Here is a 23,548-nt window from a genome sequence, read left to right as displayed (position 1 = left end):
AGCTCATCGGGATTCCTTCCCTTACCGTCTTGATGCAACTCCAATTACTTTGGGTATATTATTCCGCAGCGAAATGGTTATCCAGCAAAGCCTGACAGGTCGGCGGTAACGGCGGCGGCACCGGTTTACCCGGTTTGGCGCTCGGCTGATGCGGCACGAACCAGCTTGCCAGCTCGGCACCGCAACCGTCGCCCGGCGGCGGCGTATCCTGTTCTTTACATTCCAGGCTGCCTGCCGGGCAGCGCAGACGCACGTGCATGTGGGCACGATGACCAAACCACGGGCGCACCTTGTGCAGCCAGTCGCGATCGGCACCGGCATCCAGACACAGACGCTGCTTGATCGCCGGGTTAACGAAGATGCGCGTCACTTCCTGATCCTGTGCCGCCGCTTTGATCAGCGATTCAATCTGCGGCTGCCACTGACGAGCAACCACCTGCTTGCCGTCGCTGGAAACCAGATCGATCGGCTGCGGCTTCAGCAACTGCTGCGCACTCCAACGCTGGCGCGGCAACTGTAACCAGATGTCGACATCAAGCCCGGACTGATGGCTGGCATGGCCGCTGCTAAAGCGCCCACCGGCCGGCATCGCCATATCGCCGATCAGCACCGTGCCCAGATTTCTTTGGCTGGCTTTGCTGCTCAGCCGCTGGATAAATGCCAGCAGATCCGGGTGGCCGAAGTAGCGGCGTTGATCGGGCCGCATCACCTGATAATCCGGTGAGTTCAGCGGTAACGGCTGAGCGCCGATAATGCAACCATTGGCAAAACCGCCCACTGCCTGCGGTGCGCCGGCCACCGGGTGGTCGATCTTCTGCCACGGCGTCAGCGCCAGGGCGGAGCCCGAAGCCATCAGGGCAAGGATGCCCAACATCCAGTTTTTCATGGGAGTTACCAGCGTGGAACGTTAGAGACCACATCACCGTTTTGCGCACGCTGGCGCAGCAGGTGATCCATCAGCACAATCGCCATCATCGCTTCGGCAATCGGCACCGCACGGATGCCTACGCAAGGATCGTGACGGCCACGGGTGACCATCTCCACCGCTTCGCCCTGACGGTTAATGGTTCTGCCCGGCACCATAATGCTGGAGGTAGGTTTCAGCGCCAGGTGAGCAATGACCGGCTGACCGCTGCTGATGCCACCGAGAATGCCGCCTGCATGGTTGCTCTGGAAGCCTTCCGGGGTGATCTCATCACGGTTTTCGCTGCCGCGCTTGTTGACCACCGCGAAACCGTCGCCGATTTCCACGCCTTTCACCGCATTGATGCTCATCAACGCATGGGCCAGATCCGCGTCGAGGCGGTCAAACACCGGCTCACCGAGGCCAACCGGCACGTTTTCGGCAATCACGCTGACCTTGGCACCAATGGAGTCGCCCTCTTTCTTCAGCGCACGCATCAGTTCATCCAGGGCTTCCAGCTTATCGGGATCCGGGCAGAAGAACGGGTTCTGTTCAACCTGCTCCCAATCTTTCAGCTCACAGACCACGTCGCCGATCTGCGCCAGATAGCCGCGCACCTGTACGCCATATTTCTGCAGCAGATATTTCTTGGCAATAGCCCCTGCCGCAACGCGCATGGCGGTTTCACGAGCCGAAGAACGGCCACCGCCGCGATAATCGCGCACGCCGTATTTTTGCTCGTAGGTGTAATCCGCATGCCCCGGACGGAACACGTCTTTGATAGCGCCGTAATCTTGTGAACGCTGGTCAGTGTTTTCTATCATCAGCCCAATGCTGGTACCGGTGGTCACACCTTCAAACACGCCGGAAAGAATACGTACCTGATCCGGTTCGCGACGTTGAGTGGTATAGCGAGAGGTGCCTGGACGGCGACGGTCCAGGTCGTGCTGCAGATCGGCTTCGGTAAGCGGGATACCCGGCGGTACACCGTCTACGATACATCCCAGCGCCACACCGTGAGATTCACCAAATGTGGTGACGCGGAAAATCTGCCCAATACTGTTTCCTGCCATCGCGGCTCCTTACCCTTAATTATTATCTTTGTGGGGCCCGCCAAAGCAGGCCCGAAGAATGCTTAGCTGCGGTAGAGGCTGAAGTGCTCTTTGCAATCCACCAGTTGCTGCTTGGTCAGCATGAACACGCCGTCACCGCCGTTTTCAAACTCCAGCCAGGTGAACGGAATATCCGGATACTGTTCCATCAGATGTACCATGCTGTTACCCACTTCACAAATCAGCACGCCGTCGTCGCTCAGGTAGTCCGGCGCGCAGGCCAGAATACGGCGCACCAGCTTCAGGCCATCGCTGCCGGCCGCCAGGCCCAACTCTGGCTCAAAGCGGAATTCCTGCGGCAGATCGGACATGTCTTCCGCATCCACGTACGGCGGATTGGTGACGATCAGATCGTACTGGATCGCGGGAACATCGCGGAACAGATCGGAACGGATCGGGATCACCTGTTGTTCAACGCCGAGCGCCTGAATATTGCGCTCGGTCACCGCCAGCACGTCGCTGGAGATATCGACCGCGTCAACTTCCGCTTCCGGGAAAGCGTAGCTGCAGGCAATGGCGATACAGCCACTGCCTGTACACATGTCGAGAATATGGCGCGGCGGGTGCGGGATCAGGGCGCTGAAGCGATCGTTGATCAGTTCGCCAATCGGGGAACGCGGAACCAGCACACGCTCATCAACGTAGAATTCCAGATCGCAGAACCAGGCTTTATTGGTCAGATAGGCTACCGGGACACGTTCGTTGACGCGGCGGATCACGCGCTCAACGATGCGGTGGCGCTCGCTGGAGGTCAAACGGGCGGTGTGCATGTCCTCTGGAATATCCAGCGGCAGGAACAGGCTTGGCAGCACCAATTGCACCGCTTCGTCCCACGGATTATCGGTTCCGTGACCATAGTAGATATCAGCGGCGTTAAAACGGCTGACCGTCCAGCGCAGCATATCTTGAATGGTGTGCAGTTCGTTCACTGCTTCCTCGACGAAAATTTTGTCCAATTTGCCCTCCGGCAGGCACTGTGATTCATGATTTAGCCGCATAGTTTGCCATGAAGCCCGCGACAAATCACGCTAACCCCTTGCGCTTTTCATTCTGGCGTGAATTTTGCGTCGACAGAGACCCGCGACAAGGTAAACTATCGCGATAAATGATTTCCGGTGAATTCCAAATGAAGAACAAGCACCCTCTGAGCAAAGATGAATTGCAGCTCTTCAGAGAGTCGGTAGTAGACGCAAAAAAGCTGCGTCAGGACACCATCGTCCACCGTAAACCCAAGCCTGTCACCAAAAAAGTTGCTCCACAGCGCCTGCTGCAGGAACAGGTAGACGCCAGTTATTATTTCTCGGATGAATACCAGCCACAGTTGGAAGAGGAAGGCCCGACGCGCTATGTGCGCCCCGGTTACAGTGCCTTTGAACTGAAAAAGCTGCGTCGCGGCGATTATTCACCGGAGCTGTTTCTCGATCTTCATGGCCTGACCCAGATGCAAGCCAAGCAAGAGCTGGGGGCGCTGATCGCCGCCTGCAAGCGCGAACACGTGCACTGCGCCTGCGTGATGCACGGTCACGGCAAGCACATTCTCAAACAGCAGACGCCGCTATGGTTGGCGCAGCACCCAGACGTGCTGGTGTTTCACCAGGCGCCCAAAGAATGGGGCGGCAGCGCGGCGATTTTACTGCTGGTCGAACTGGCTGAGTGAACGGCAGAAATGACAAAGGGCGATGTTTGACATCGCCCTTTCGTTTTGGCCCCGCCCTGGGGTGCCTTATACTTTAGCCATCACCTGCGATGGACTCACCTGCCACTCAAATTTACCGTAGCTGCCGTCGGCGGCCAAATCGACATTGGCAATTGCCGAGGTCGCGAACATCGGCGGGCATTCGCCCGGACAGAGTTCCGCCACCAGGTAACCCACCAGCGGTAAGTGGGAGACGATCAGCACCGCGTGAATCCCCTGCTGCGCCAGCGCCTGCAGGTAGCTGCCGACCAGGCTGGCATCTCCGCCCGGCGTCAGCTCAGGCAGCACTTCTTCGCTTGCCGGCAAGGTCAAGGCTTCGCGAACCGTAGCCAGCGTCTGCTCTGCCCGCAGGTACGGGCTGACCAGCACGCGTTCAATATCCACAGACTTGGTATTTAACCAGGCCGCCATCTGACGTGACTCATCACGGCCACAAACAGTAAGAGGTCTTACCGAATCGCTGGCCGCATCAAGTGCCGCCTCTCCGTGACGCATAATCAAAACTTGCATATTGCACCGCTGTTGTTGACAAAATAACGCTATACAGAAACGCCGAGCGTGCTGTATCGCCGAGTTTTACAACCCCAAAGCAAACGCTTTGAAACGATAACGCGCCGTCTCTTTATGGCGGCCGGGCATTTTGCCTGAAAGTTCACGTAAAGAAAATGCTGTTTTTTACATCAATGGCGCCTTAACGGGAATTCAGCGCTCACATAACAACCAATTCAACAGGTTAAATTTTAACCTTCTCATCATGAATTTTATTGATGGCGGCCAGCCTTTCACCGCCATCAGGCTACGTTACCTCGTCCCTATCTCCCTGTATAGGGTCAGGGAATACCGGTATTGCAAGGAGTGATAGTGATCACATGCAACCTTGATCCTACTCTAGTACAAATCACGTCGCCGCGCCGCTCAGGTCCCCTGCGGATAGAAGCGTTCACCCTGCTGAGCCATGCGCTGCAGGCGTTCGCAAGGCGCAAAATATTCACCGTGCTGCCGCTGCAGGTACTCCAGCGTTTTAACCACCTTATCGGCCCCCAACTGATCCATATAGCGGAAAGGCCCGCCGAGGAATGGAGGAAAACCAATGCCGAACACCGCGCCGATATCGCCGTCGCGCGCGCTGCGGATCACGCCTTCATCCAGACAACGTGCGGCTTCATTGAGCATCATCATTACGCAACGCTGAGCGATGACGGTCGGTTGTAAATGCGACTTCGGCGTGATGCCCAGCAAAAGATAGACCGAGGTATCGGCGCGCTTGCTCCGCTGACGCTGCTGGCCTTCACTGGGGTAGAGATAAAAACCACGGCCGTTTTTGCGCCCTTTGCGTCCGTCTTTCAACACCGCCTCGAAGGCGGCTGGAGCGGCAAAGCGCGGCCCTAACTGCTCTACCAGCACCGGGACAATCTTGGTACCGATGTCGATGCCCACTTCATCCAGCAGAGTTATCGGCCCAACCGGGAAACCGAAATCCACCAGCGCCTTGTCCAGCGCTTCAATCGGTTCGCCTTCCAGCAGGCAACGAGTCGCTTCATTTATATAAGGAGCCAGAATACGGTTAACGTAGAAACCGGCGCGGTCGGCCACCACGATCGCCGTCTTGCCCTGCTTGTGCGCCAGCGCCACGGTGGTGGCAATGGTTTCTTCGCTGGTGGTAGCGTGCGGGATCACCTCAACCAACGGCATTTTATCCACCGGGCTGAAATAATGCAGGCCGATCACCTGCTCAGGGCGCTGCGCCTTGGCGGCAATCTGGCCAATCGGCAGCGATGAGGTATTGGAGGCAAAGATGGTGTGCGGCGCCGCGTGCTGTTCTATCTCGGCCACCATCTGCTGCTTCAGCGCCAGGTCTTCGAACACCGCCTCAATCACCACGTCCACCCGTTCAAAACCGGTGTAATCGGTCGAACCGGAGATCAGCATCATCTGTTTTTGCCGTTCCGCCGGGCGCATGCGTTTACTGCGTACCCGCTTGCCGAGCACGTCCCAACTGTATTTTAACGCGTGGTTAATGCCCGTTTCGTTAACGTCTTTAATCCGCACTGGCAAACCACCCCGCGTGGCGGTCACACAGGCGATACCGCCGCCCATCAGGCCGCCACCCAAAATGCCGATTCGGTGCAGTTCATGAGGTTGTGCATTGCCACCGCGTTCTTTTTTCAAGGAGGTAGAGGCAAAGAACAGGCTGCGCAACGCGGCGGACTGCGGGGTCATGGCCAATTCGCCAAACGCCCGCGCCTCGGCTTCATAACCGCTGGCGCTGCCGTGATCCAGACCGGTGCGCACCACCTGAATAATGCGTTCTGCGGCAGGATAATTGCCGTGCGTTTTCTCCAGCGTTTTCTTGCGCACAATGCTGAACAGCAGGCTTTTACCTAGCGGGCCGTTGAGCAAACGCTCCTGCCACGGCAATTCGCGCCGGCTCTGCCAGCCTTGCTTGACCCGTTCGACGGCAGCCTGCAATAAAATTGACTGGGGCACGGCATCGTCCACCAACCCCATGCGCAACGCCTGACGCGCCCGAATGTGTTTGCCGGTCAGGATCATGTCCAACGCCTTGCTGGCACCAATCAACCGCGGCAAACGCTGGGTGCCACCGGAACCCGGCAGCAAACCTAGCTGCACTTCCGGCAGGCCGAGTGCGGTTTTGTCATCCAGAGAACAAACGCGACTGTGGCACGCCAACGCCAGCTCCAGCCCACCGCCTAAGCAGGCGCCGTGAATAGCCGCCACCACAGGGACCTGGAATGCGGCAATCTGTGCCAGCGTACTTTGGCCTTTTTTCGCCAGCGCTTCGGCCTCTTTGGCAGTGGTACAGGCGGCAATCATGCTGATATCCGCCCCGGCAATAAACGAATCCGGCTTGCCGGAGATAATCACCAGCCCTTCCAGCGCCGGATGCTGCTGCGCGCGGATCAGTACGTCGTTGACCTGCTCGACAAACTCGGCCTTCAGGGTGTTTACCTTCTCCCCCGGAACATCGATGGTGATCACACCAATGTTGTCCGGACGAAGGGTCAGTTGAAAGGCCGAGGGTTTGGCCCGCTGTTCATGCAATGCGTTTTCAAAGCTCATTATTCCACCTCTACGATCATTGCGGCCCCTAACCCTCCGGCTGCGCAGGCGGTCGTCAGCCCCAGTCCGCCGCCACGACGCTTCAGCTCGTGCAACGTTTGGGTGATCATGCGCGCGCCGGTAGCGGCAAATGGGTGACCATAAGCAATTGAGCCACCCAATACGTTGAATTTTTCCATGTCCACTTCGCCAATCGCCCGGCTGCGGCCCAGCTTTTTCTGAGCAAATTCGTCGCTGGCAAACATTTTCAGGTTCGCCAGGGTCTGGGCAGCAAAAGCTTCATGCATGTCAATGAGGGTCAGGTCGGCCAGGCCGATGCCGGCGCGATCCAGCGCCAGCGGCGTAGCGTAAGACGGCCCGAGCAGCATATCTTCCCACACATCGATGGCGGAGAAGGCAAAGCTGCGCAGATAACCCAGCGGTTGCAACCCCAACTCTTTCGCTCGCGACTCACTCATCATCAGCACCGCTGCCGCGCCGTCGGTCAACGGCGTACTGTTGGCTGCGGTAACGCTGCCGTGCTTGCGATCGAATGCCGGTTTCAGCTTTGCGTAGGACGCCAGGCTGGAATCTTTGCGAACGTTGTTGTCTTCGGTGATTTGCGTACGGTATGGCGGCACATAGGCCGTCATCACCTCGTCGCGCAGCAGCCCCTGCTCCCAGGCTTTGGCTGCCAGTTGGTGAGAGCGGTGCGCCAGCGCATCCTGCTCTTCCCGGGTGATGCCGTGGCTTTTCGCCATTTGCTCTGCGGTATCGCCCATGCGCAGCCCGGTGGAATATTCCGCCACTGCCGGCGGCACCGGCATCAGGTCACGGAACTTCAGTCGGCTAAACAGCTTGAGACGCTGCGACAGGGTACGGGCTTTGTTGACGTCCACCAGCGTGCGCGCCAACGCTTTACTGACGCCGATAGGCAGAACGGAAGAAGAGTCAGCACCACCGGCGATGCCGATACTGATGCTGCCTGCCATGATGCTTTCCGCCACGTTGGCAATCGCCTGGAAGCTGGTAGCGCAGGCACGCGACACGCTATAAGCATCGGTATGCACGCTCATGCCGGTACCGAGCACGATTTCACGCGCAATATTCGGCGCCTCAGGCATTTGCACCACCTGGCCGAACACCAGTTGTTCAATCAGCGCCGGATCGATACCGCTGCGGGCTAACAGTTCACTTACCGCCGTTTTCCCCAGATCCACCGCTGGAATGCCGTGATAAGCGGTCGCCTGTTTGGCAAAGGGGGTCCGCAGTCCATTTACAATCGCAATACGGTCACCGTGACGGGTCACCAACGGCAGTGCCTTACTCATAAACGCTCCTGAAGAAAATAACGCCAGCGCAACGGTCAAGAAGAGGTCTGACCTGATGGGGTCATTGTTAACCAAATGTTTACATTTGGCAAACCGGCAGAAGTGAAAACTGAGAGCAGGAGCAACTTTCTAGAGGGGGATTGAGGAGGAAGCGAGCGGCGCGGGATGACCCCGCACCGTTTTAAAGCCGTGATTAACGCAGGCCGAGTTGAAAAATCAGGGTTTCTGCCTGGCAGGCGAAGGTGAAATCAGCCACCAGTTCCACGCCACCGTCAACCGGTTTAATGCTACTGCTGATGTCGCACGGGTCGGATTCCACACCGCGGGCTTTTTCGGTCAGCGTGGCCAACATTTTTTCTGCATCCTGCTGATTGGTAAACACCTGGCTGTAGGAGGCGGTGCAATCGGTATTGTCCATCACGGTACCGACATCAACACAGCAACAGGCGGCAGTTTCCTGGGCACTACATTTATTAATTGGATTGGACATGATTCATTCTCCTCAGGGACCGCCGTTACGCGAGTCCAAATTGCCATTTAGCTACTGGCGCAAAGACACAAGATTCTGCGTTTATTTTACTCTGCGATGAAACCGATCACTAGCACTTACTTTTTATAGGTGTTTTAAGTGATGGAAATCACAAATGAAAATCGACGTCTGCTAAGGAATGGTAAGAATATTGTTATGCATCGCTGGTTTTTTGTTATGCAGATCTCCTTTTTGATATCAATTTGGAAATATCTCAAAAACATTGTTGCAACATTTTCACAGGTCGGACCTATAATTCAGCCACTGGTCTGATTTGTCTGAATGATAACGGACCCTACAATCCCGCGCTCCTTGTTACTTTGAGTAACATAGTTTAAATAATAAACACATAATGAGGTTTTGGTCATGAGCCAGAAAAACCTATTTACTAAATCAGCTCTCGCAGCTGCAGTGGCAATTATTTCTTCAAACGTGTCTGCCGCAGGATTCCAGCTGAATGAGTTTTCATCAGCTGGTTTAGGACGTTCGTATTCTGGCGAGGGCGCCATGGCGGATACTGCAGCTTCCGCCAGCCGCAACCCGGCCCTGCTGATGATGTATACCCGCCCGGAACTCTCCCTAGGTGCGGTGTTTATCGATCCGGATGTAGATATCTCCGGCAAGTCACCTTCCGGTGCCAGCCTCGACTCCAAGAACATCGCCCCTACCGCCTGGGTGCCAAACCTGCATTATGTTCAACCGATTAACGATCAGTTTGCCATAGGCGGCTCGGTCACCAGCAACTACGGCCTGGCGACAGAATTCAACGACGGTTATACCGCCGGGGCTTACGGCGGTAAAACTGACCTGACCACCGTCAACCTGAACCTGAGCGGTGCCTACCGTCTGAACCAACAATTCAGCTTCGGCCTGGGCTTTGACGCGGTTTATGCCAAAGCCAAGCTTGAGCGTTATGCCGGTGAATTGCCGAAGCTGCTCGCAGCACAGGGTATGCAGAGTGGAAAGCTTACGCCGCAGCAGGCACAGCAAATCGGCGGCATCCCGGCAGATACCCAGATTTCGCACCTGAAAGGTGACGAATGGGGCTTTGGCTGGAACGCCGGTATTCTGTACGAAGTGGACGAAAATAACCGTTACGGCTTCACTTACCGTTCCGAAGTGAAAGTCAAATTTGACGGCGACTACAAAAGCAGCCTACCGTCGGCTTATAACCCACTGCTCGTTCCTGCCGGCTTGCCTTATGGCACCAACGGCAGCACCATCCCAGGCTCTCTGGATCTGAACCTGCCGGAAATGTGGGAAATCTCGGGTTACAACAAGGTTGCACCGCAGTGGGCTATCCACTACAGCCTGGCTTACACCAGCTGGAGCCAGTTCCAGGAGCTAAAAGCTACCGGCAACAACGGTCAAACCCTGTTTGAGAAGCACGAAGGCTTTAAAGACGCTTACCGCATCGCACTGGGTACTACCTACTTCTACGACGATAACTGGACCTTCCGTACCGGTATCGCCTTCGATGACAGCCCGGTGCCGGCCCAGAACCGTTCTATCTCTATCCCGGATCAGGACCGCTTCTGGTTGAGCGCAGGTACCAGCTACGCATTCAACAAAGACGCCTCTGTTGACGTCGGTGTTTCCTACATGCACGGCCAGAAAGTCACCATCAAAGAAGGTCCATATACCTTCGAATCCGTGGGCAAGGCCTGGCTGTACGGCGCCAACTTCAACTACCGCTTCTAATCTTTTCGATGACGAAGTCAGGAGCGCCCTTCTTAGGGCGCTTTTTTTTGCCCGCCGATCTCAAAGCATAAAAAAACCCGCCATCAAAGCGGGTTCTTTTCCTTCACCGAGCGAGATTACTGCGAGTCGATCTCGTCCAGATCGCCCTGGATCGCCTGAGCGTTCGGGTTGATCTCAGGTTTCAGCGAGCCGCCGTTCGCCAGGAAGTCGTTACGCTGGAAGTAGGCTTCGCGCACCATCAGGTACGGATCGGAAGAGTTGCGCAGCAGGCCGTCGGAATCCAACAGCTCGGCACGGGTTTCAATCCCTTCAACCACCCATTTGCCCGCCGACATCCAGAAGGTCAGGTAGCTCAGCACCGGATAGACCGTATCCGCCCAGTCACCGCCCTCTTCACGCAGGGTGAAACTGCCGTAGCCCGGCAACATCACATAAGGACCGTAGCCGACGCCATAATGCCCCAGGGTGCTGCCGAAACGGTTAGGCTCTTCGCGAGCCAGTTTCGGGTTAGCCATCCCGGCCACGTCGATCAGACCGCCCATCCCCAGAAGGGTGTTGAGGAAGAAACGGTTAAAGTGGATCATCCCCTTATAGGGGTCGCCTTTCAGGAAGGAGTTGACCATGCTGGCCGGTTCTTCCAGGTTAGACGTAAAGTTGCTTATCCCATTACGCGCCGGCATGGGCAGGTAGTTGCGCCAGGCCACGGCCACCGGGCGAAGTACATACGGATCCAGGACGTTATAGTTGAAGTTGAACATCGTCCGGTTAAATCCTTCCAGAGGATCGGATCGCCCTTGTGGTTCATCTTGTGGCGCGCTGGCACAGCCCACCAATAACACCGTTGTGAAAGCCAGCCCAGTCAGGCGAAAGTTCATATTTTTCTCCATAAAAACACGTTCGGTCTTTTTATTTAAGGGACCTGTTTGTTTATCTGAACGTCAATCTGCTCTTTACCGCTGAAATTCTGCAGCGCACTCTCGCCGAACCAATCACCCGCCTGTGGCGTGGCCAGACCATCCTGAGAAATTCGCACCCGCACCTTGACCTGATGCTGAGCCGAAAGCAGGCGTTCAGGCATCATGGCGTTGCTGTCATCCAGAGAAAATGACAGCGGGAAACGGCTTAAGGGCAGTTGTTTTACCGCAACCGGCACTGGATTGGTGCCATCGGTCACTGAAATTACCAGCGTCCCCTGCTGTGGCAAAGCGTTCGTCGCCTGTGGCGATAACGTCACGTTAATGCCAAGTTTAACAGTTTCTTCGCCCGCCTGTGTTTTTGCTTGTTCAATGCTGCGCTTTATCACTTCGGCGCGTTGATCATTGGCTGGCAACAGCTTCAGCATAACCTGCCAGGCGCCAATCGCCTGCTTGAAATCCCCCTGTTCGAAGGCGTTGAACGCCAACAGGCTCAGCACGCGCATATTGGTGTGATCTTCGGCGATCATCTTGCGCAGCATCTGAGTGGCCTGCTTGTTATCCTCCGGATCGTTAGAGCGCGTCAAGACTTCCGCATAGCCGAGGCGGACTTCCAGACTATTCGGATCAAGTTGATAAGCATGAGCAAATGCCTGGGTGGCGGTGGTGGCGTTATTCAGCGCCATCCCCACGCGACCCAGCATCATCCAGTCGTTGATATTGCGATCGTCCTGCTGCAGCGCGGTACGCAGCCCCAGCCCGAGGCGAGCAATCTCTTCCATGCTCAACGGTTGGGCGCGCTCATTAGCGACGCGCGCGCGCAGATCCGGCATTTGCGCCTCGACCTGTTGCCAGTCCAATACCTGTGCCAACCCACCGGTTTTCAGATAAAAGCCAAGGGTGACCACCACCAGCAAGGCAACCCCAGGCACCAATGCCCAGCGGTTAATGGGTTTCTCCTGCGTATCCTGCTGGCCGGGGATGTCATTGAGCAGGTTTTGCTGCAGCTCTTTCACCAGTTCAGGGCGCTCAGCAACCACGCCCTGCTGTTCGTCCTGCTCCAGCTCATGCAGACGATCCTGATAAAACGCCTTGTTCAGCGTATCGCGGCTCGCAGCGGTGCTTTTACCGCTGTGGCGCATCGCCGGTACCACCAGCAACGCCGCAGCGCCCACCAGCAGGACAATAATAATCAGCCAAAAAGCCATTAGGGTTTCTTCCTGTCAGTCTCTTTCAGCAGCGCCGCCAGACGCTGTTGCTCCTGCTCGGAGAATTCATCGTTAGCGTTAACGGCACCGGTACGACGGTGGCGAGTGCGCAGTATCACTACCGCACCGCCGATCAACACAAACAGCAACGGGCCTACCCACAGGATCAGCGTCGCCGGGGTCACCGGCGGTTCGTAGGTGACGAAATTACCGTAGCGCGCCACCATATAGTCGATAATCTGCTGCTTGTTCTGCCCCTGCATCATCAACTCGTACACCTTGGTACGCATATCGGCCGCTATGATGGCGTTAGAGTCGGCGATGCTGTTGTTCTGGCATTTCGGGCAGCGCAGCTGTTCGGTCAGCTCCCGGTATTGCTGTTCCTGCTCGACCGAATTGAACCGATAAGTGTCGATAGCCGCCGCGGCGCTCCAACTCAGTAACGCGGCAAATATCAGGGTCAGCAGCCTCATGCCTCACCCCCATATTTTTTGTACAGCGGCAGCACTTCCTGCTGCCAAACGCGCTCGTTCATGTCTCCGGCGTGGCGGTAGCGGATAATGCCCTGCCCGTCGATCAGGAAGGTTTCCGGTGCGCCGTACACGCCCAAATCCAGCCCCAGCATGCCGTCGCCGTCGTACAGGCTGAGCGCGTACGGGTTGCCCAGCGAGTTCAGCCAGGTCACCGCTTTGCCGCGATCGTCTTTATAGTTCAGCCCCACCACGCGAATGCCGCGCGCGGCCAGCGTATTGAGGTATTGATGTTCGGCGCGGCACGTTGGGCACCAGGTCGCCCAGACGTTCAGCAGCATGGGTTTGCCATTGCGCAGCACCGCCTGGTCGTAAGTTTTGCCAGGCTGGTCGAGGGATTCCAGTTTGAAAGCCGGCACCGGCTTGCCGATCAACGCCGATTCCAGCATGGTCGGGTCTTCGCCACCGGCGTTGCGCGTCAGCTGCACCATAAACGCCGCCACCAGCAGCAGGAACAGGATTAATGGGATAAACAGCAGCTTACGGTTCATGCCTGCTCCTCCAGCTTGCCTTCACGCTTGAGTTTTTTGCTCATCCGATAGCGCGGGTCGAGAATGCACAGGATACCGCCCAGCGCCATAAACACCCCGCCGAACCAGATCCAGCGTACGAATGGTTTGTAGTACAACCGCACTGCCCAAGAGCCGTCGTCCAGCTCTTCGCCCAGCGCGGCGTACAGGTCGCGGCTGAAGCCGCCGTCAATCGCCGCTTCGGTCATCATGCTGCGCGCCACGCTGTAATAGCGTTTTTCCGCGTGCAACGTCGCTTCCGGTTTGCCGTTGCGCGTGACATCGATAATGCCGACGCCGCCGCTGTAGTTCGGCCCACGAATATCGTGCACGTCACGGAACACAAAGTGATAGTTATGGATATCCACGCTGTCGCCGGCTTTCATGCGGACATCACGTTCCACACTGTAGTTTTGGCTGAAGGCAATGCCGATTACCGTTACCGCCACGCCAAGGTGACCCAGCACCATCCCCCAGTGGCTGCGGGAAAGATGGCTCAGCCCACGCCAGAAACCGTGGCGATGCGTTGCACGTTCGTGCAGTTCCATCAGCGTCAGGATTATCACCCAAACGGCCATGATCAGCCCCACCACCGTCATGCCGGCGATGCTGTCTTGCAACAGCCACGGCAGCAGGATCGACAGCACCAGCGTAATCACCAGCGCCACGCTCAGGCGGCGCCACAGCTTGGTCGGCTCGTCGCGGCGCCAGCGCACCAACGGGCCAATCCCCATCAGCAACGCCATCGGCGCCATCAGCCAGGTGAACATGGTGTTGAAGAACGGTTCGCCGATAGAAATGCTGCCCAGGCCCAACTGCTTATGCACCAGCGGCAGCAGCGTCCCCAACAGCACCACCAGCATGGCGGCGATCAGCAGTACGTTATTGCCCAGCAAGAAGGTTTCACGCGAGAAGGTTTCGTGCTGCACCCGGCTGCGCACTTGCCCGCCCTTGACCGCATACAGCAGCAGAGAACCGCCTATCACGATCACCAGATAAGCGAGGATAAACATGCCGCGTGCCGGGTCGGAAGCAAAGGAGTGCACCGAAACCAGCACCCCGGAGCGCACCAGGAAAGTGCCCAGCAGACACAATGAGAAGGCGGTAATCGCCAGCAATACCGTCCAGGCTTTGAAAGTGCCGCGTTTTTCGGTCACCGCCAACGAGTGCATCAGCGCGGTACCGGCCAGCCACGGCATAAATGAAGCGTTCTCGACCGGATCCCAGAACCACCAGCCGCCCCAGCCCAGTTCATAATAGGCCCAGGCGGAGCCCAGCACGATGCCCATGGTGAGGAACACCCAGGCGGCCGTGGTCCAAGGGCGCGACCAGCGTGCCCAGGCCGTGTCCAGGCGACCGGCCATCAGTGAAGCGATGGCGAAAGCAAAGGCCACCGAGAAACCGACATACCCCATATACAGCAGCGGCGGATGGAAAATCAGGCCGATATCCTGCAGCAGCGGGTTAAGGTCGCTACCGTCGATCGGGAAGTTCGGCAGCGTACGGGTGAAGGGGTTGGAGGTCATGATGATAAACAGCAGGAAACCTGCCGTGATCATGCCCATCACCGACAATACGCGCGCCACGGCATCTTGCGGCATCGAACGGCTGCACAGCGCCACCGCCAGCGACCAGCAGCTCAGCAACAGCACCCACAGCAGCAGCGATCCCTCGTGGGCGCCCCAGGTGGCAGCGATGCGGTAATACACCGGCAGTTGAGTATTGGAGTTGGCGGCCACATAGGCCACGGTAAAGTCATTAACGACAAAGGCGTGCACCAGGCAGATGAACGCCAGGGCGATAGCGGCAAACATGCCGTAGGTCAGTGGGCGCGCCACCGCCATCATGCGACGGTCCTGACGCGCCGCGCCCCACTGCGGGTAAATACTCAGCAGCAGCGAAATCGCCAGCGCCAGGCATAGCAGAAAACTTCCCGTTTCCGGCATCATGATTTAGCGCCCTCGTTCTGCGGGGTGGCGTAGGCCGAAGCTGGCCCCTTATGGTTTTCTTTCATCGCGTCGGCCACTTCCGGCGGCGTGTATTTTTCATCGTGTTTCGCCAGCACTTCACGCGCATTCACCACGTTGCCTTCGCCCAGCACGCCCTGTGCCACCACGCCCTGCCCCTCACGGAACAGATCCGGCAGAATGCCGGTGTAAGTGACGTCGATTGCACCGCGTGCATCATAAACTTTGAAACTGACCTGCAGCGTTTTCTGATCGCGCTTTACCGAACCCGGCATCACCATGCCACCGATGCGCAGGCGCTGGCCCACCTCCGGTTTCTCATGATTTTCGCCCTTGCCCTGCAGAATTTCGCTTGGGGTATAAAACAGATCGATGTTGGAGCGTAGCGCATACAGCATCAGGGTCGCGGTCAGCGCAACGCCGATCAGCACTACGATCGCCAAATACAGGCGACTTTTACGACGAGGATTCACAATGATTTCTCCCGCGGGTTAGCGGTTTTTTGTTTCGACTGCTGCGAATGACGAATACGTCGTTCGCGTGCCTGACGGCGTCCAATCTCATCCAGCAATTGCCGGCGCTGCCAGAAAGTGTGGGCCACCAGCCCCAGCAACGAGAGCAGGGTTACGGCTACCGCCAACCAAACGTAGAAGGCATAGCCGCCCATGGCGAAAAACGCCTGCCAGGAAGTAAAGGCTGCATTCATGGTTGACGCTCCTTGTTAACCAGCCCTGCCACCCAAGGGCGCTGGCGTTCCTGAGACAAAATCAGATTGCGCAAGCGCAGCAAGGTGAGAGTGATGAAAAACAGCAGGTAACCGAGTATTGCCCAACGCAGCGGGGTGCGCATGCTTGGCGCGATGCTCTGTTGCATATTGGTGGAACCCTGATGCAGCGTGTTCCACCATTCGACCGAGAAGTGAATGATCGGGATGTTCACCACCCCGACCAGCACCAGAATGCCGGCGGCGCGGCCCGCCAGGCGGCGGTCCTCAAAGGCGTTGTACAGCGCAATAATGCCAATATAAAGAAACAGCAACACCAGTTCAGACGTCAGGCGGGCGTCCCACACCCACCAGGTGCCCCACATCGGCTTGCCCCAGGCGGAGCCGGTGACCAGCGCAATAAAGGTAAACACCGCGCCGACCGGTGCCATCGCCGCCACCACGGTATCGGACATTTTCATCTGCCACACCAGGCCGATAAACGCCGCTATCGCCATTGAGCCATAGATCCCCATCGACCACATCGCCGCCGGCACATGGATATACATGATGCGGAAGCTATCGCCCTGCTGGTAATCCTTGGGTGCGAAACCGAATCCCCAGACCCAGCCCAGCAACAGGCAAGCCGCTCCGGCCAGTCCCAGCCAGGGGATAAAGCGGCCACAGACGTGATACAGCCGTTCAGGCTGGGCAAACTGATGTAACCATTTCCACATTGTCGTCATTGCTCACGGTAAATTTATACGGTGGCCGCCCCGTTTACCGGGGCGACGAAAATTGCTTGTGCGGTGGAACACGCTCTTGGTGGCGTTAACCCGCGTTTCAATAAGTTAGCTAGTGCACGCTCACTCGCAGCGCCGCTGCGGTGGCGAAAGGCGCCAGCGTTATGCTTCCCGCCAGCATCGCGCCCAGTATCGCCAGGTAACCGTCTATCGGCATGCCCATAGAGGCGGCGTCGATGGCGGCGGTGGAAAATATCAGCACCGGGATATACAGCGGCAGCACCAGCAGGCTCAGCAGCACGCCCCCCTTGCGCAACCCGACGGTCAGCGCCACGCCGATAGCGCCAATCAGGCTCAGCGTCGGCGTACCCAGCAACAGCGTAAACGCCACCGCCAGCCAGGTGTGAGTGTCCAATGACAGCAGCAGCGCCACCAGAGGCGACAGGATCAACAGGGGTAAGCCTGTTACTACCCAGTGAGCACACACTTTGCCTAACACCGTCATCGGCAGCGGCGTTGGCAATAACAACAGTTGTTCCAGCGAGCCGTCGAGGAAATCATCGCGAAACAAACGCTCCAGCGACAGCAGGGCCGCCAGCAGCGCCGCCACCCAGATAATCCCCGGCGATATACGCGCCAGCAGTTGCGGTTCTGGCCCAATCCCTAACGGAAACAGCGTGATAACGATCAGGAAAAACCACAACGGATTAACGATTTCCGACCCTTTGCGAAAGGCAATCTTCAGCTCACGGCGCAATACAGTCAAAAACATTAAAGAGTCTCCACGCGGTTTTCCGTCAGGCTTATTTTCCCTACCGCCTGCGTTGCGCCGGCCAAATCCTGATGCGTGGTCAACAATACCATGCCGCCCTGCTGAGCATGTTGCTCAAAAAGGCTTATTAATTCAGCCACACCCTGCTTGTCTATCGCCGTCAGCGGCTCATCCAGGATCCACAGCGGACTACTGCTGAGCCACAACCGCGCCAACGCCACACGCCGCTGTTGACCGGCGGAAAGCTGCGCCACCGGTAAATCCTCATAACCCACCAGACCGACCTGCTCCAGCGCCTGCCAAATGGCCTGACGATCGGGCGCACCGCGCACCGCCTGGTAAAACTGCAGGTTCTCAAAGGGCGTCAACATGGTTTTAATCCCCGGCTGATGGCCGAGGAATAACAAATCCTGATAATAACGTTCGCGATGACGCAACGTATTTTGCCCGTGCCAGCAGACTTCTCCGCTTTCCGGTCTTGCCAGGCCCGCCAGAATGCGCAGCAGGCTGGTTTTTCCCGCGCCGTTCGGCCCTTCTACCTGAATAATGTCGCCCGGTTTTACCGTAAAGCTTAACGCGCTAAACAGGGTGCGTTCATCACGGACGCAACTCAGATTTTTAGCTTCCAGCATCGGGAGAACTCATATTTTTCTTTGGGATAGCGATCATAGCATAAGCCATCTGTGGCTCGTAGCCCGCAGCCGGTCACTCAACTACTCCAATAGGGGTAATATTGCGCCCCAGATCAAAAATGCGTAGAAAAACCCGGCAACGTTAAACTCTTGTTACTTTTTTCTGCAATTTGCCACATCGCTTTCACAGCGTCCCTGAGCCAACTACGCTTAATCATGATCATGACCCTGACAGTCTTTGATGGAGATAACGGATAATGAGCAATCAGCAGCAGCGCCCGGATGCAGAGCAGGAAAATAGCCTGCAAGTAGAGAGCAAAGAGCATGAACAGGGCAAGAGCGAAATTGAGGTAAAGGAAGAGAACCTGCCCTCGCGTGCAGCGGCGGTGCATGAGCTGATCCGCATGGAAGGCGAAAAAGAGCTGGAGCGCGACTGGCTGGCACTGCTGTGGTCAGCGGTGGCCGCCGGGCTGTCGATGGGGGCTTCCCTGATGGCGAAAGGCATCTTCCACGCCCGCCTGCCGGACGATCCCAGCCGCTTCTTTATCGAAAATATCGGCTACACCTTTGGCTTTATCATCGTGATCATGGCCCGCCAACAGCTGTTTACCGAAAATACCGTCACCGCGGTACTGCCGATCATGCAAAAACCGACGTCGAGAAACCTCTTGCTTCTGTTTCGCCTGTGGGGCGTGGTGCTGCTGGGGAACCTGGTGGGGACCGGGCTGGCGTCGCTGGCGTTTATCCACATGCCGATTTTCGACGAGAACACCCGCAGCGCCTTCGTTAGCCTGTCGGAAGAAGTAATGAAAAACTCGCCGTCTGAAATGTTCGCCAACGGCATTCTGGCGGGCTGGATCATCGCCACCATGGTGTGGATGTTCCCTTCCGCCGGGGCCGCCAAGATTTGGGTGATTGTACTGATGACCTACCTGGTGGCGATCTGCGATCTGACCCACATCGTGGTGGGATCGGTAGAGATCCTTTATCTGGTGTTTAGTGGCGTCATCCCCTGGCAAGATTTTATCTACCCATTCGCTATTCCAACGCTGGCCGGCAACATTATTGGCGGCACCTTTATCTTTGCGTTGATCAGCCATGCGCAGATCCGCAACGACATGAGCGACAAAAACAAGGCAGAGCGGCTGGCGGCGGAAAAACAAACCGGCAAGGCGAGAAAACCGTGATCGCGATCAGCGCAGCGCGCGAAAATCACCGCATATTGGCGAGGGAATGAGCAAACGCACCGCTAAGCGCTTATTCTGCGGGTAAAAAAAGGTATACTGCCCCGGCAGCCTAGGTTGCCGGCCCGCAGCGTCCCCGTAGTTAAACGGATATAACAAGCCCCTCCTAAGGGCTAGTTACTGGTTCGATTCCAGTCGGGGACACCATAAATTTATATACTCGCCTCTGCCGCACCCACTAACCCACAACGTACGCCCCCTCCAATCCTGAGTGATTTATCGAACTTCAAATTTGGTCAATAAACCCCGTTTTATCAGAATGATGCATCCTCTCGCCCACAATCTGGCACAACGTCGAATATTAAAGGTATAATCTCAGATACTATTTGATCGATTTTAGAAACGAACATGACAAAGCTGACATTACAAGAGCAGATGCTCAAAGCGGGATTAGTAAGCAGTAAAAAGCTGGAGAAAGTGCAAAGAACTACGAAAAAATCGCGCGTTCAGGCTCGCGAGGCAAGAGAAGCCGTTGAAATCAACAAAAAGGCGCAAATAGAGCGCGATAAACAGCTGAGTGAACAACAAAAGCAGGCCGCTTTATCTAAAGAATATAAAGCTCAGGTAAAGCAGCTGATTGAAATGAACAGGATCGTCATTTCAAATGGTGACATTAGTTATAACTTCACAGACAACAATTTAATTAAAAATGTACGCGTAGATAAACTGACTCAATCTCAGTTAATTAATGGGCGTCTCGCCATTGCACGGCTGGTTAGTGATAATAACCCTGAGGGTGAATATGCTATTATCCCTGCGGTCGTGGCTAATAAAATTGCACAGCGCGACGCAAGCTATATTGTTCTGAGCGCTGAACTCAGCCAGGAAGCTAAAGACGAAGAAGATCCTTACGCCGATTTTGTCGTCCCTGATGATTTGATGTGGTAATCAGAACTTTAGGGCAACGGACTCTCCCTCTTGCCCTAACATCAAAAATCCGTATTCCTGCCGCACCACGAAAAGATCACTTACTGCAAATCAGTGATTAGTATCCTCAGGCTAAAAAATATTTTCATCACGCTTAAAACTGACAAATTAAACGGTCACACCTACAGCATTAAAAAACTTAAAATCGTATTTTAGTTCCCTCCGTTAAAATGTTAATATTGGCAAATGATCCGGATGGAGTAATAGCATGTTTCCCAACAAAAAATATTCACGACGAGCAAACCCGCTGACCAGCTATCAATTTTCTCGTCTGCATACTTTTGAATGCGTCGCCCGTCATTTATCTTTTTCACTGGCGGCAGAAGAACTGTCTATTACTCCCAGCGCCGTAAGCCACAGAATTAACCTGCTGGAAAAAGAGCTGGGGTTTCTTTTATTTCAACGATTCCACCGCAGAATTACGTTAACGCCGGATGGCGAGAGAATGCAATGGGCGTTAAATCATTCCTTCGATGCCCTGACACAGGAAATCCTGGATATCAAAAACCGCGAGCTGACGGGCAGCCTGACCATTTATTCTCACCCCTCTCTGGTCCAGTGTTTGCTGATACCCCGCATCGGCGATTTTATTGCTCTGCATCCGACCATTCATTTAAACATTCTCACCGGGCAGGAAAATATCAATTTGGCCAATCGGGGCGTGGATTTAGCCATGTATTTTGGCCGTCCACCATCGGATAAACAGCTGGACGAAATCTTTATGCGGGAGTCCATGGTTCCAATCTGCACGGAGAAATACGCCAAAACACATAACCTTTATAATGCGCCTGGGAACCTGGCAAACTGCACTCTATTGCATGACAGATACAACTCCGGTGAAGACGAGTGGCAGATCTGGTCACAGCATTTTGATTTGGGCCTGGATACCGACGCCAAAAGCATGGAGTTCGACCGCTCTGACCTGGCGGTGTTGGCGGCAACTCAGCATCTTGGCGTGGCGATGGGGCGACTCAATCTGGTGCAGGACTGGATCAAAAGCGGCGAACTGATTATCCCGTTTACCGACATGATCTTGCCCTGCGAACACAGCTATTTTATGTCGACGCTCTCTGGGCGTCAGTGGCCTAAGATTATCGCATTCAAAGAATGGATGATGAAAATAACCCCTCTGGTCTGAGGGGCCAAAGGCGAAAAGATCGAAATGATCACCATTTTTTCGGAGTATACGAAAACTCAAGCGCACAGCTGTACAATCGTCCGGCCTTTGAATAATAAATATGCTTGCGGCTGTTATCCCACACCACAGCATAGTTATTAGCAAAGTTTATTATTTCAACCGGAGTTTGGTTTGATAATTTCCCCCGTTTCGTATTTTTCACCACAAAGAAATCACCATTATCGCTTAAGGTGATCAAAGGATAACCCCAGGCATATTTTGACACTTGTACGGTAATAATGAATTGGCTTTCACAGTTTATCTGATAGGTATGAATATCAACGTCCATAGTTTATATTTTTGGTGCAATCCTTCTGGTAAAATAAAACAAATATGAGCAGCTCACGACAATAAGCCCTAAAACGATCAGCACTGAACCCAAGACGAACTCGATCTGCAGTGGTTCTCCCAAGATCACCACGCCGGCAAGAATGCCAAAAATAGGCGTCATAAACGTCAGGATACCCAGCGAAGAAGCCTGGTAATGACGCAGCAGAGAGAACCAAATTAAATAACTGATAAATGAGACGATAATCGTTTGAAATACCAAACTGCTCCAGGCCACGGAACTCAGCGTGAAATGTACGTTCTGCATCGTCATCGCCAGCAGGGATAGCACAATGCAGGCGCCCGTCAGTTGGAACAGCAGCGTCTGTTTTGACGAGCAATTCGCCAAACCGGTTGTTCGAATGAGGATAGTAGAGCCGCCCCAGGATAATCCCGCTAACAAACCATAAATATCCCCACGCAGCTGATTCACGCCCCCAGAGCTCTCGCCCATAGCGGAAATCGCAAGCACCACACCGCCGAAAGCGATGGCAATACCGGCCCACTGTACAGCCGACAAACGCTCGTGCCTGATGAAAAAATGCAGCCCGATGGCAGAGAAAAGGGGGGCCGTGTACAGAAAGACCGCCATGTGCGAGGCGCTGGTATAGCGCAAACCTTCAGAAACGAAAAAGAACTCCAGCGCGAACGACAGCCCAACACCGAAACCGGCTAACAGCGTGCGGGGATCGAATAAAAACTTCTCGCCTTTAAAACGCGCCAAGAGATAGACCGCCAAAGCGGCAATCCCTGATCGGATGGCAATTTGCAGCACGGCGGAAATATCCGGCTCGGCTGCCTTGATCGCCACCTGCTGCAGCCCCCATATGGCGCATATCATCACCATGGCGGCGCCAGCTTTGCCGTCTATATTATTTCTGGCACTCATCTAGCCTCCCGCAAACCGCTGAGTTATAAATGCACGCCTCCCTCACCACGAATAATCAGGTGATATACAATAAAATCGAGGGAAGCCGAAAAAATTATTCTTTAAAGACCAATATTTCCTGGTACATTTTAATCACTTCACTGTCGCTGTCAGTATCCCCGGTATATTCAGTTTGTTGTGCCACATGAATGACCTTCCAACCTCGTTTAGCAAGATCCGGAATAGTCATGCGGCCAATGTCGCGACAGTTAAACAAGGTATCATCACTCAACCGCATCTCACCGACACTGGCATAATCATAAGATTTTGACTGACAAACATGCGACTCAGCCGCCATTAACGGCATTGAAAAAAGCCCGATTAACAGTATGAAACATCCTTTCATAATAACCTCCACAACCCTTATCAATTTCATCTGACTTGTAAATAACCCGTGTTAAATAACAAGGCGTAAAATCCATTTAAATATATTTCGTTACGATGAAATTACACGGTATATGCCATTCTCTGACAAGTGATAAATATAGAGCTTTGTGTTAGATGAATTCATCCGAAGATTGACCTCCCCCACGCCCTTCAACTGAGCATTTTTCGCACACCTCCCTTCTCCCCAGCATCGAGTCGGTTAAAAACAAACCAAATAATTAGCAAGAAAAGTAACTCATTGTGACGC

General features: G+C 55.2%; 25 protein-coding genes and 1 tRNA gene. 6 read left to right on the top strand and 20 right to left on the bottom strand.

Features of this window, described 5'->3' with window-relative positions:
- Positions 1 to 58: 58 nt before the first annotated feature.
- The 3 genes from mepA to prmB form a co-directional block, all read right to left on the bottom strand.
- Positions 59 to 886, bottom strand: coding sequence for a penicillin-insensitive murein endopeptidase (mepA, locus tag AC1RKG_RS19970; RefSeq protein ID WP_044552709.1), 828 nt, complete (start codon positions 884 to 886; stop codon positions 59 to 61).
- Between the two features lie 5 nt (positions 887 to 891).
- On the bottom strand, positions 892 to 1,977 hold the full coding sequence (gene aroC / locus AC1RKG_RS19965; RefSeq protein WP_020827910.1) for a chorismate synthase: 1,086 nt from the start codon (positions 1,975 to 1,977) through the stop codon (positions 892 to 894).
- A 62-nt stretch (positions 1,978 to 2,039) separates the two neighbouring features.
- Positions 2,040 to 2,972 carry a 50S ribosomal protein L3 N(5)-glutamine methyltransferase gene (gene prmB, locus AC1RKG_RS19960; protein WP_041415542.1) on the bottom strand — a complete coding sequence of 311 codons (933 nt, stop codon included), beginning with the start codon at positions 2,970 to 2,972 and terminating at the stop codon, positions 2,040 to 2,042.
- 170 nt (positions 2,973 to 3,142) lie between these two features.
- Between prmB and smrB the strand changes: the two genes are divergently transcribed.
- On the top strand, positions 3,143 to 3,673 hold the full coding sequence (gene smrB, locus AC1RKG_RS19955) for an endonuclease SmrB (RefSeq protein ID WP_187961723.1): 531 nt from the start codon (positions 3,143 to 3,145) through the stop codon (positions 3,671 to 3,673).
- A 66-nt stretch (positions 3,674 to 3,739) separates the two neighbouring features.
- On the opposite strand, the gene sixA is transcribed toward smrB, so the two are convergent.
- The 4 genes from sixA to AC1RKG_RS19935 all read right to left on the bottom strand — a co-directional run bounded on the left by sixA (position 3,740) and on the right by AC1RKG_RS19935 (position 8,593).
- A complete protein-coding gene (sixA, locus tag AC1RKG_RS19950; protein WP_493183629.1) occupies positions 3,740 to 4,222 on the bottom strand; it encodes a phosphohistidine phosphatase SixA in 483 nt (160 codons plus the stop codon).
- Between the two features lie 405 nt (positions 4,223 to 4,627).
- Positions 4,628 to 6,793 (bottom strand): fatty acid oxidation complex subunit alpha FadJ, encoded by a 2,166-nt coding sequence (gene fadJ, locus AC1RKG_RS19945; RefSeq protein WP_493183628.1) that lies wholly within the window; start codon positions 6,791 to 6,793, stop codon positions 4,628 to 4,630.
- Entirely contained in the window at positions 6,793 to 8,103 is a 1,311-nt protein-coding gene (fadI, locus tag AC1RKG_RS19940; protein WP_044552712.1) for an acetyl-CoA C-acyltransferase FadI, read from the bottom strand. The genes fadJ and fadI overlap by 1 nt, the downstream gene beginning before the upstream one ends.
- Before the next feature lie 193 nt (positions 8,104 to 8,296).
- Positions 8,297 to 8,593 carry a YfcZ/YiiS family protein gene (locus tag AC1RKG_RS19935; RefSeq protein WP_142814749.1) on the bottom strand — a complete coding sequence of 99 codons (297 nt, stop codon included), beginning with the start codon at positions 8,591 to 8,593 and terminating at the stop codon, positions 8,297 to 8,299.
- A 399-nt stretch (positions 8,594 to 8,992) separates the two neighbouring features.
- On the opposite strand from AC1RKG_RS19935, the gene fadL reads away from it, so the two are divergent.
- The gene (gene fadL, locus AC1RKG_RS19930) at positions 8,993 to 10,333 is read left to right on the top strand and encodes a long-chain fatty acid transporter FadL (protein ID WP_493183627.1); all 1,341 of its coding nucleotides are present in this window, start codon (positions 8,993 to 8,995) and stop codon (positions 10,331 to 10,333) included.
- Positions 10,334 to 10,449: 116 nt separating this feature from the next.
- Here the strand turns inward: fadL and mlaA are convergent, their stop codons facing one another.
- The 10 genes from mlaA to ccmA form a co-directional block, all read right to left on the bottom strand.
- A complete protein-coding gene (gene mlaA, locus AC1RKG_RS19925; protein WP_020827918.1) occupies positions 10,450 to 11,208 on the bottom strand; it encodes a phospholipid-binding lipoprotein MlaA in 759 nt (252 codons plus the stop codon).
- A gap of 35 nt (positions 11,209 to 11,243) precedes the next feature.
- The gene (gene ccmI, locus AC1RKG_RS19920) at positions 11,244 to 12,455 is read right to left on the bottom strand and encodes a c-type cytochrome biogenesis protein CcmI (protein WP_048762972.1); all 1,212 of its coding nucleotides are present in this window, start codon (positions 12,453 to 12,455) and stop codon (positions 11,244 to 11,246) included.
- Positions 12,455 to 12,928 carry a cytochrome c-type biogenesis protein gene (locus AC1RKG_RS19915; protein ID WP_020827920.1) on the bottom strand — a complete coding sequence of 158 codons (474 nt, stop codon included), beginning with the start codon at positions 12,926 to 12,928 and terminating at the stop codon, positions 12,455 to 12,457. Before AC1RKG_RS19915 ends, ccmI begins: the two co-directional genes overlap by 1 nt.
- A complete protein-coding gene (locus tag AC1RKG_RS19910; protein ID WP_020827921.1) occupies positions 12,925 to 13,476 on the bottom strand; it encodes a DsbE family thiol:disulfide interchange protein in 552 nt (183 codons plus the stop codon). Before AC1RKG_RS19910 ends, AC1RKG_RS19915 begins: the two co-directional genes overlap by 4 nt.
- A complete protein-coding gene (locus AC1RKG_RS19905) occupies positions 13,473 to 15,443 on the bottom strand; it encodes a heme lyase CcmF/NrfE family subunit (protein WP_020827922.1) in 1,971 nt (656 codons plus the stop codon). Before AC1RKG_RS19905 ends, AC1RKG_RS19910 begins: the two co-directional genes overlap by 4 nt.
- Positions 15,440 to 15,934 carry a cytochrome c maturation protein CcmE gene (ccmE, locus tag AC1RKG_RS19900; RefSeq protein ID WP_012146100.1) on the bottom strand — a complete coding sequence of 165 codons (495 nt, stop codon included), beginning with the start codon at positions 15,932 to 15,934 and terminating at the stop codon, positions 15,440 to 15,442. Before ccmE ends, AC1RKG_RS19905 begins: the two co-directional genes overlap by 4 nt.
- Complete coding sequence (ccmD, locus tag AC1RKG_RS19895) at positions 15,931 to 16,167, bottom strand: heme exporter protein CcmD (protein ID WP_020827923.1); 237 nt, start codon at positions 16,165 to 16,167, stop codon at positions 15,931 to 15,933. Before ccmD ends, ccmE begins: the two co-directional genes overlap by 4 nt.
- Positions 16,164 to 16,901 carry a heme ABC transporter permease gene (locus AC1RKG_RS19890; protein ID WP_129940934.1) on the bottom strand — a complete coding sequence of 246 codons (738 nt, stop codon included), beginning with the start codon at positions 16,899 to 16,901 and terminating at the stop codon, positions 16,164 to 16,166. Before AC1RKG_RS19890 ends, ccmD begins: the two co-directional genes overlap by 4 nt.
- 118 nt (positions 16,902 to 17,019) lie before the next feature.
- Positions 17,020 to 17,679, bottom strand: a complete 660-nt coding sequence (gene ccmB / locus AC1RKG_RS19885; RefSeq protein WP_044552718.1) for a heme exporter protein CcmB — start codon at positions 17,677 to 17,679, stop codon at positions 17,020 to 17,022.
- Positions 17,679 to 18,311, bottom strand: a complete 633-nt coding sequence (gene ccmA / locus AC1RKG_RS19880; RefSeq protein ID WP_020827926.1) for a cytochrome c biogenesis heme-transporting ATPase CcmA — start codon at positions 18,309 to 18,311, stop codon at positions 17,679 to 17,681. The genes ccmB and ccmA overlap by 1 nt, the downstream gene beginning before the upstream one ends.
- 257 nt (positions 18,312 to 18,568) lie before the next feature.
- Here ccmA and AC1RKG_RS19875 point away from each other — a divergent pair, with 257 nt between their 5' ends.
- The 4 genes from AC1RKG_RS19875 to dsdC all read left to right on the top strand — a co-directional run bounded on the left by AC1RKG_RS19875 (position 18,569) and on the right by dsdC (position 21,620).
- A complete protein-coding gene (locus AC1RKG_RS19875) occupies positions 18,569 to 19,498 on the top strand; it encodes a formate/nitrite transporter family protein (RefSeq protein WP_493183626.1) in 930 nt (309 codons plus the stop codon).
- 129 nt (positions 19,499 to 19,627) lie between these two features.
- Positions 19,628 to 19,702, top strand: a tRNA-Arg gene (locus AC1RKG_RS19870).
- Between the two features lie 201 nt (positions 19,703 to 19,903).
- Positions 19,904 to 20,443: a DUF2058 domain-containing protein gene (locus AC1RKG_RS19865; protein ID WP_020827932.1), complete on the top strand. Its 540-nt coding sequence runs from the start codon at positions 19,904 to 19,906 to the stop codon at positions 20,441 to 20,443.
- Positions 20,444 to 20,690: 247 nt separating this feature from the next.
- Positions 20,691 to 21,620 (top strand): DNA-binding transcriptional regulator DsdC, encoded by a 930-nt coding sequence (gene dsdC / locus AC1RKG_RS19860; RefSeq protein WP_308530500.1) that lies wholly within the window; start codon positions 20,691 to 20,693, stop codon positions 21,618 to 21,620.
- Positions 21,621 to 21,648: 28 nt separating this feature from the next.
- On the opposite strand, the gene AC1RKG_RS19855 is transcribed toward dsdC, so the two are convergent.
- From AC1RKG_RS19855 to AC1RKG_RS19845, 3 genes are all read right to left on the bottom strand, one after another.
- Positions 21,649 to 21,948: a hypothetical protein gene (locus tag AC1RKG_RS19855; RefSeq protein ID WP_020827934.1), complete on the bottom strand. Its 300-nt coding sequence runs from the start codon at positions 21,946 to 21,948 to the stop codon at positions 21,649 to 21,651.
- Positions 21,949 to 21,951: 3 nt separating this feature from the next.
- Complete coding sequence (locus AC1RKG_RS19850) at positions 21,952 to 22,875, bottom strand: DMT family transporter (RefSeq protein ID WP_493183625.1); 924 nt, start codon at positions 22,873 to 22,875, stop codon at positions 21,952 to 21,954.
- Positions 22,876 to 22,969: 94 nt separating this feature from the next.
- Positions 22,970 to 23,260 carry a hypothetical protein gene (locus AC1RKG_RS19845; RefSeq protein ID WP_020827936.1) on the bottom strand — a complete coding sequence of 97 codons (291 nt, stop codon included), beginning with the start codon at positions 23,258 to 23,260 and terminating at the stop codon, positions 22,970 to 22,972.
- Positions 23,261 to 23,548 lie beyond the last annotated feature (288 nt).

Source organism: Serratia sp. GW822-FHT06D09 (genome assembly GCF_058799515.1).
The sequence above is the reverse complement of the archived record's forward strand: the minus strand, read 5'-3'. Positions and strand labels throughout refer to the sequence as shown.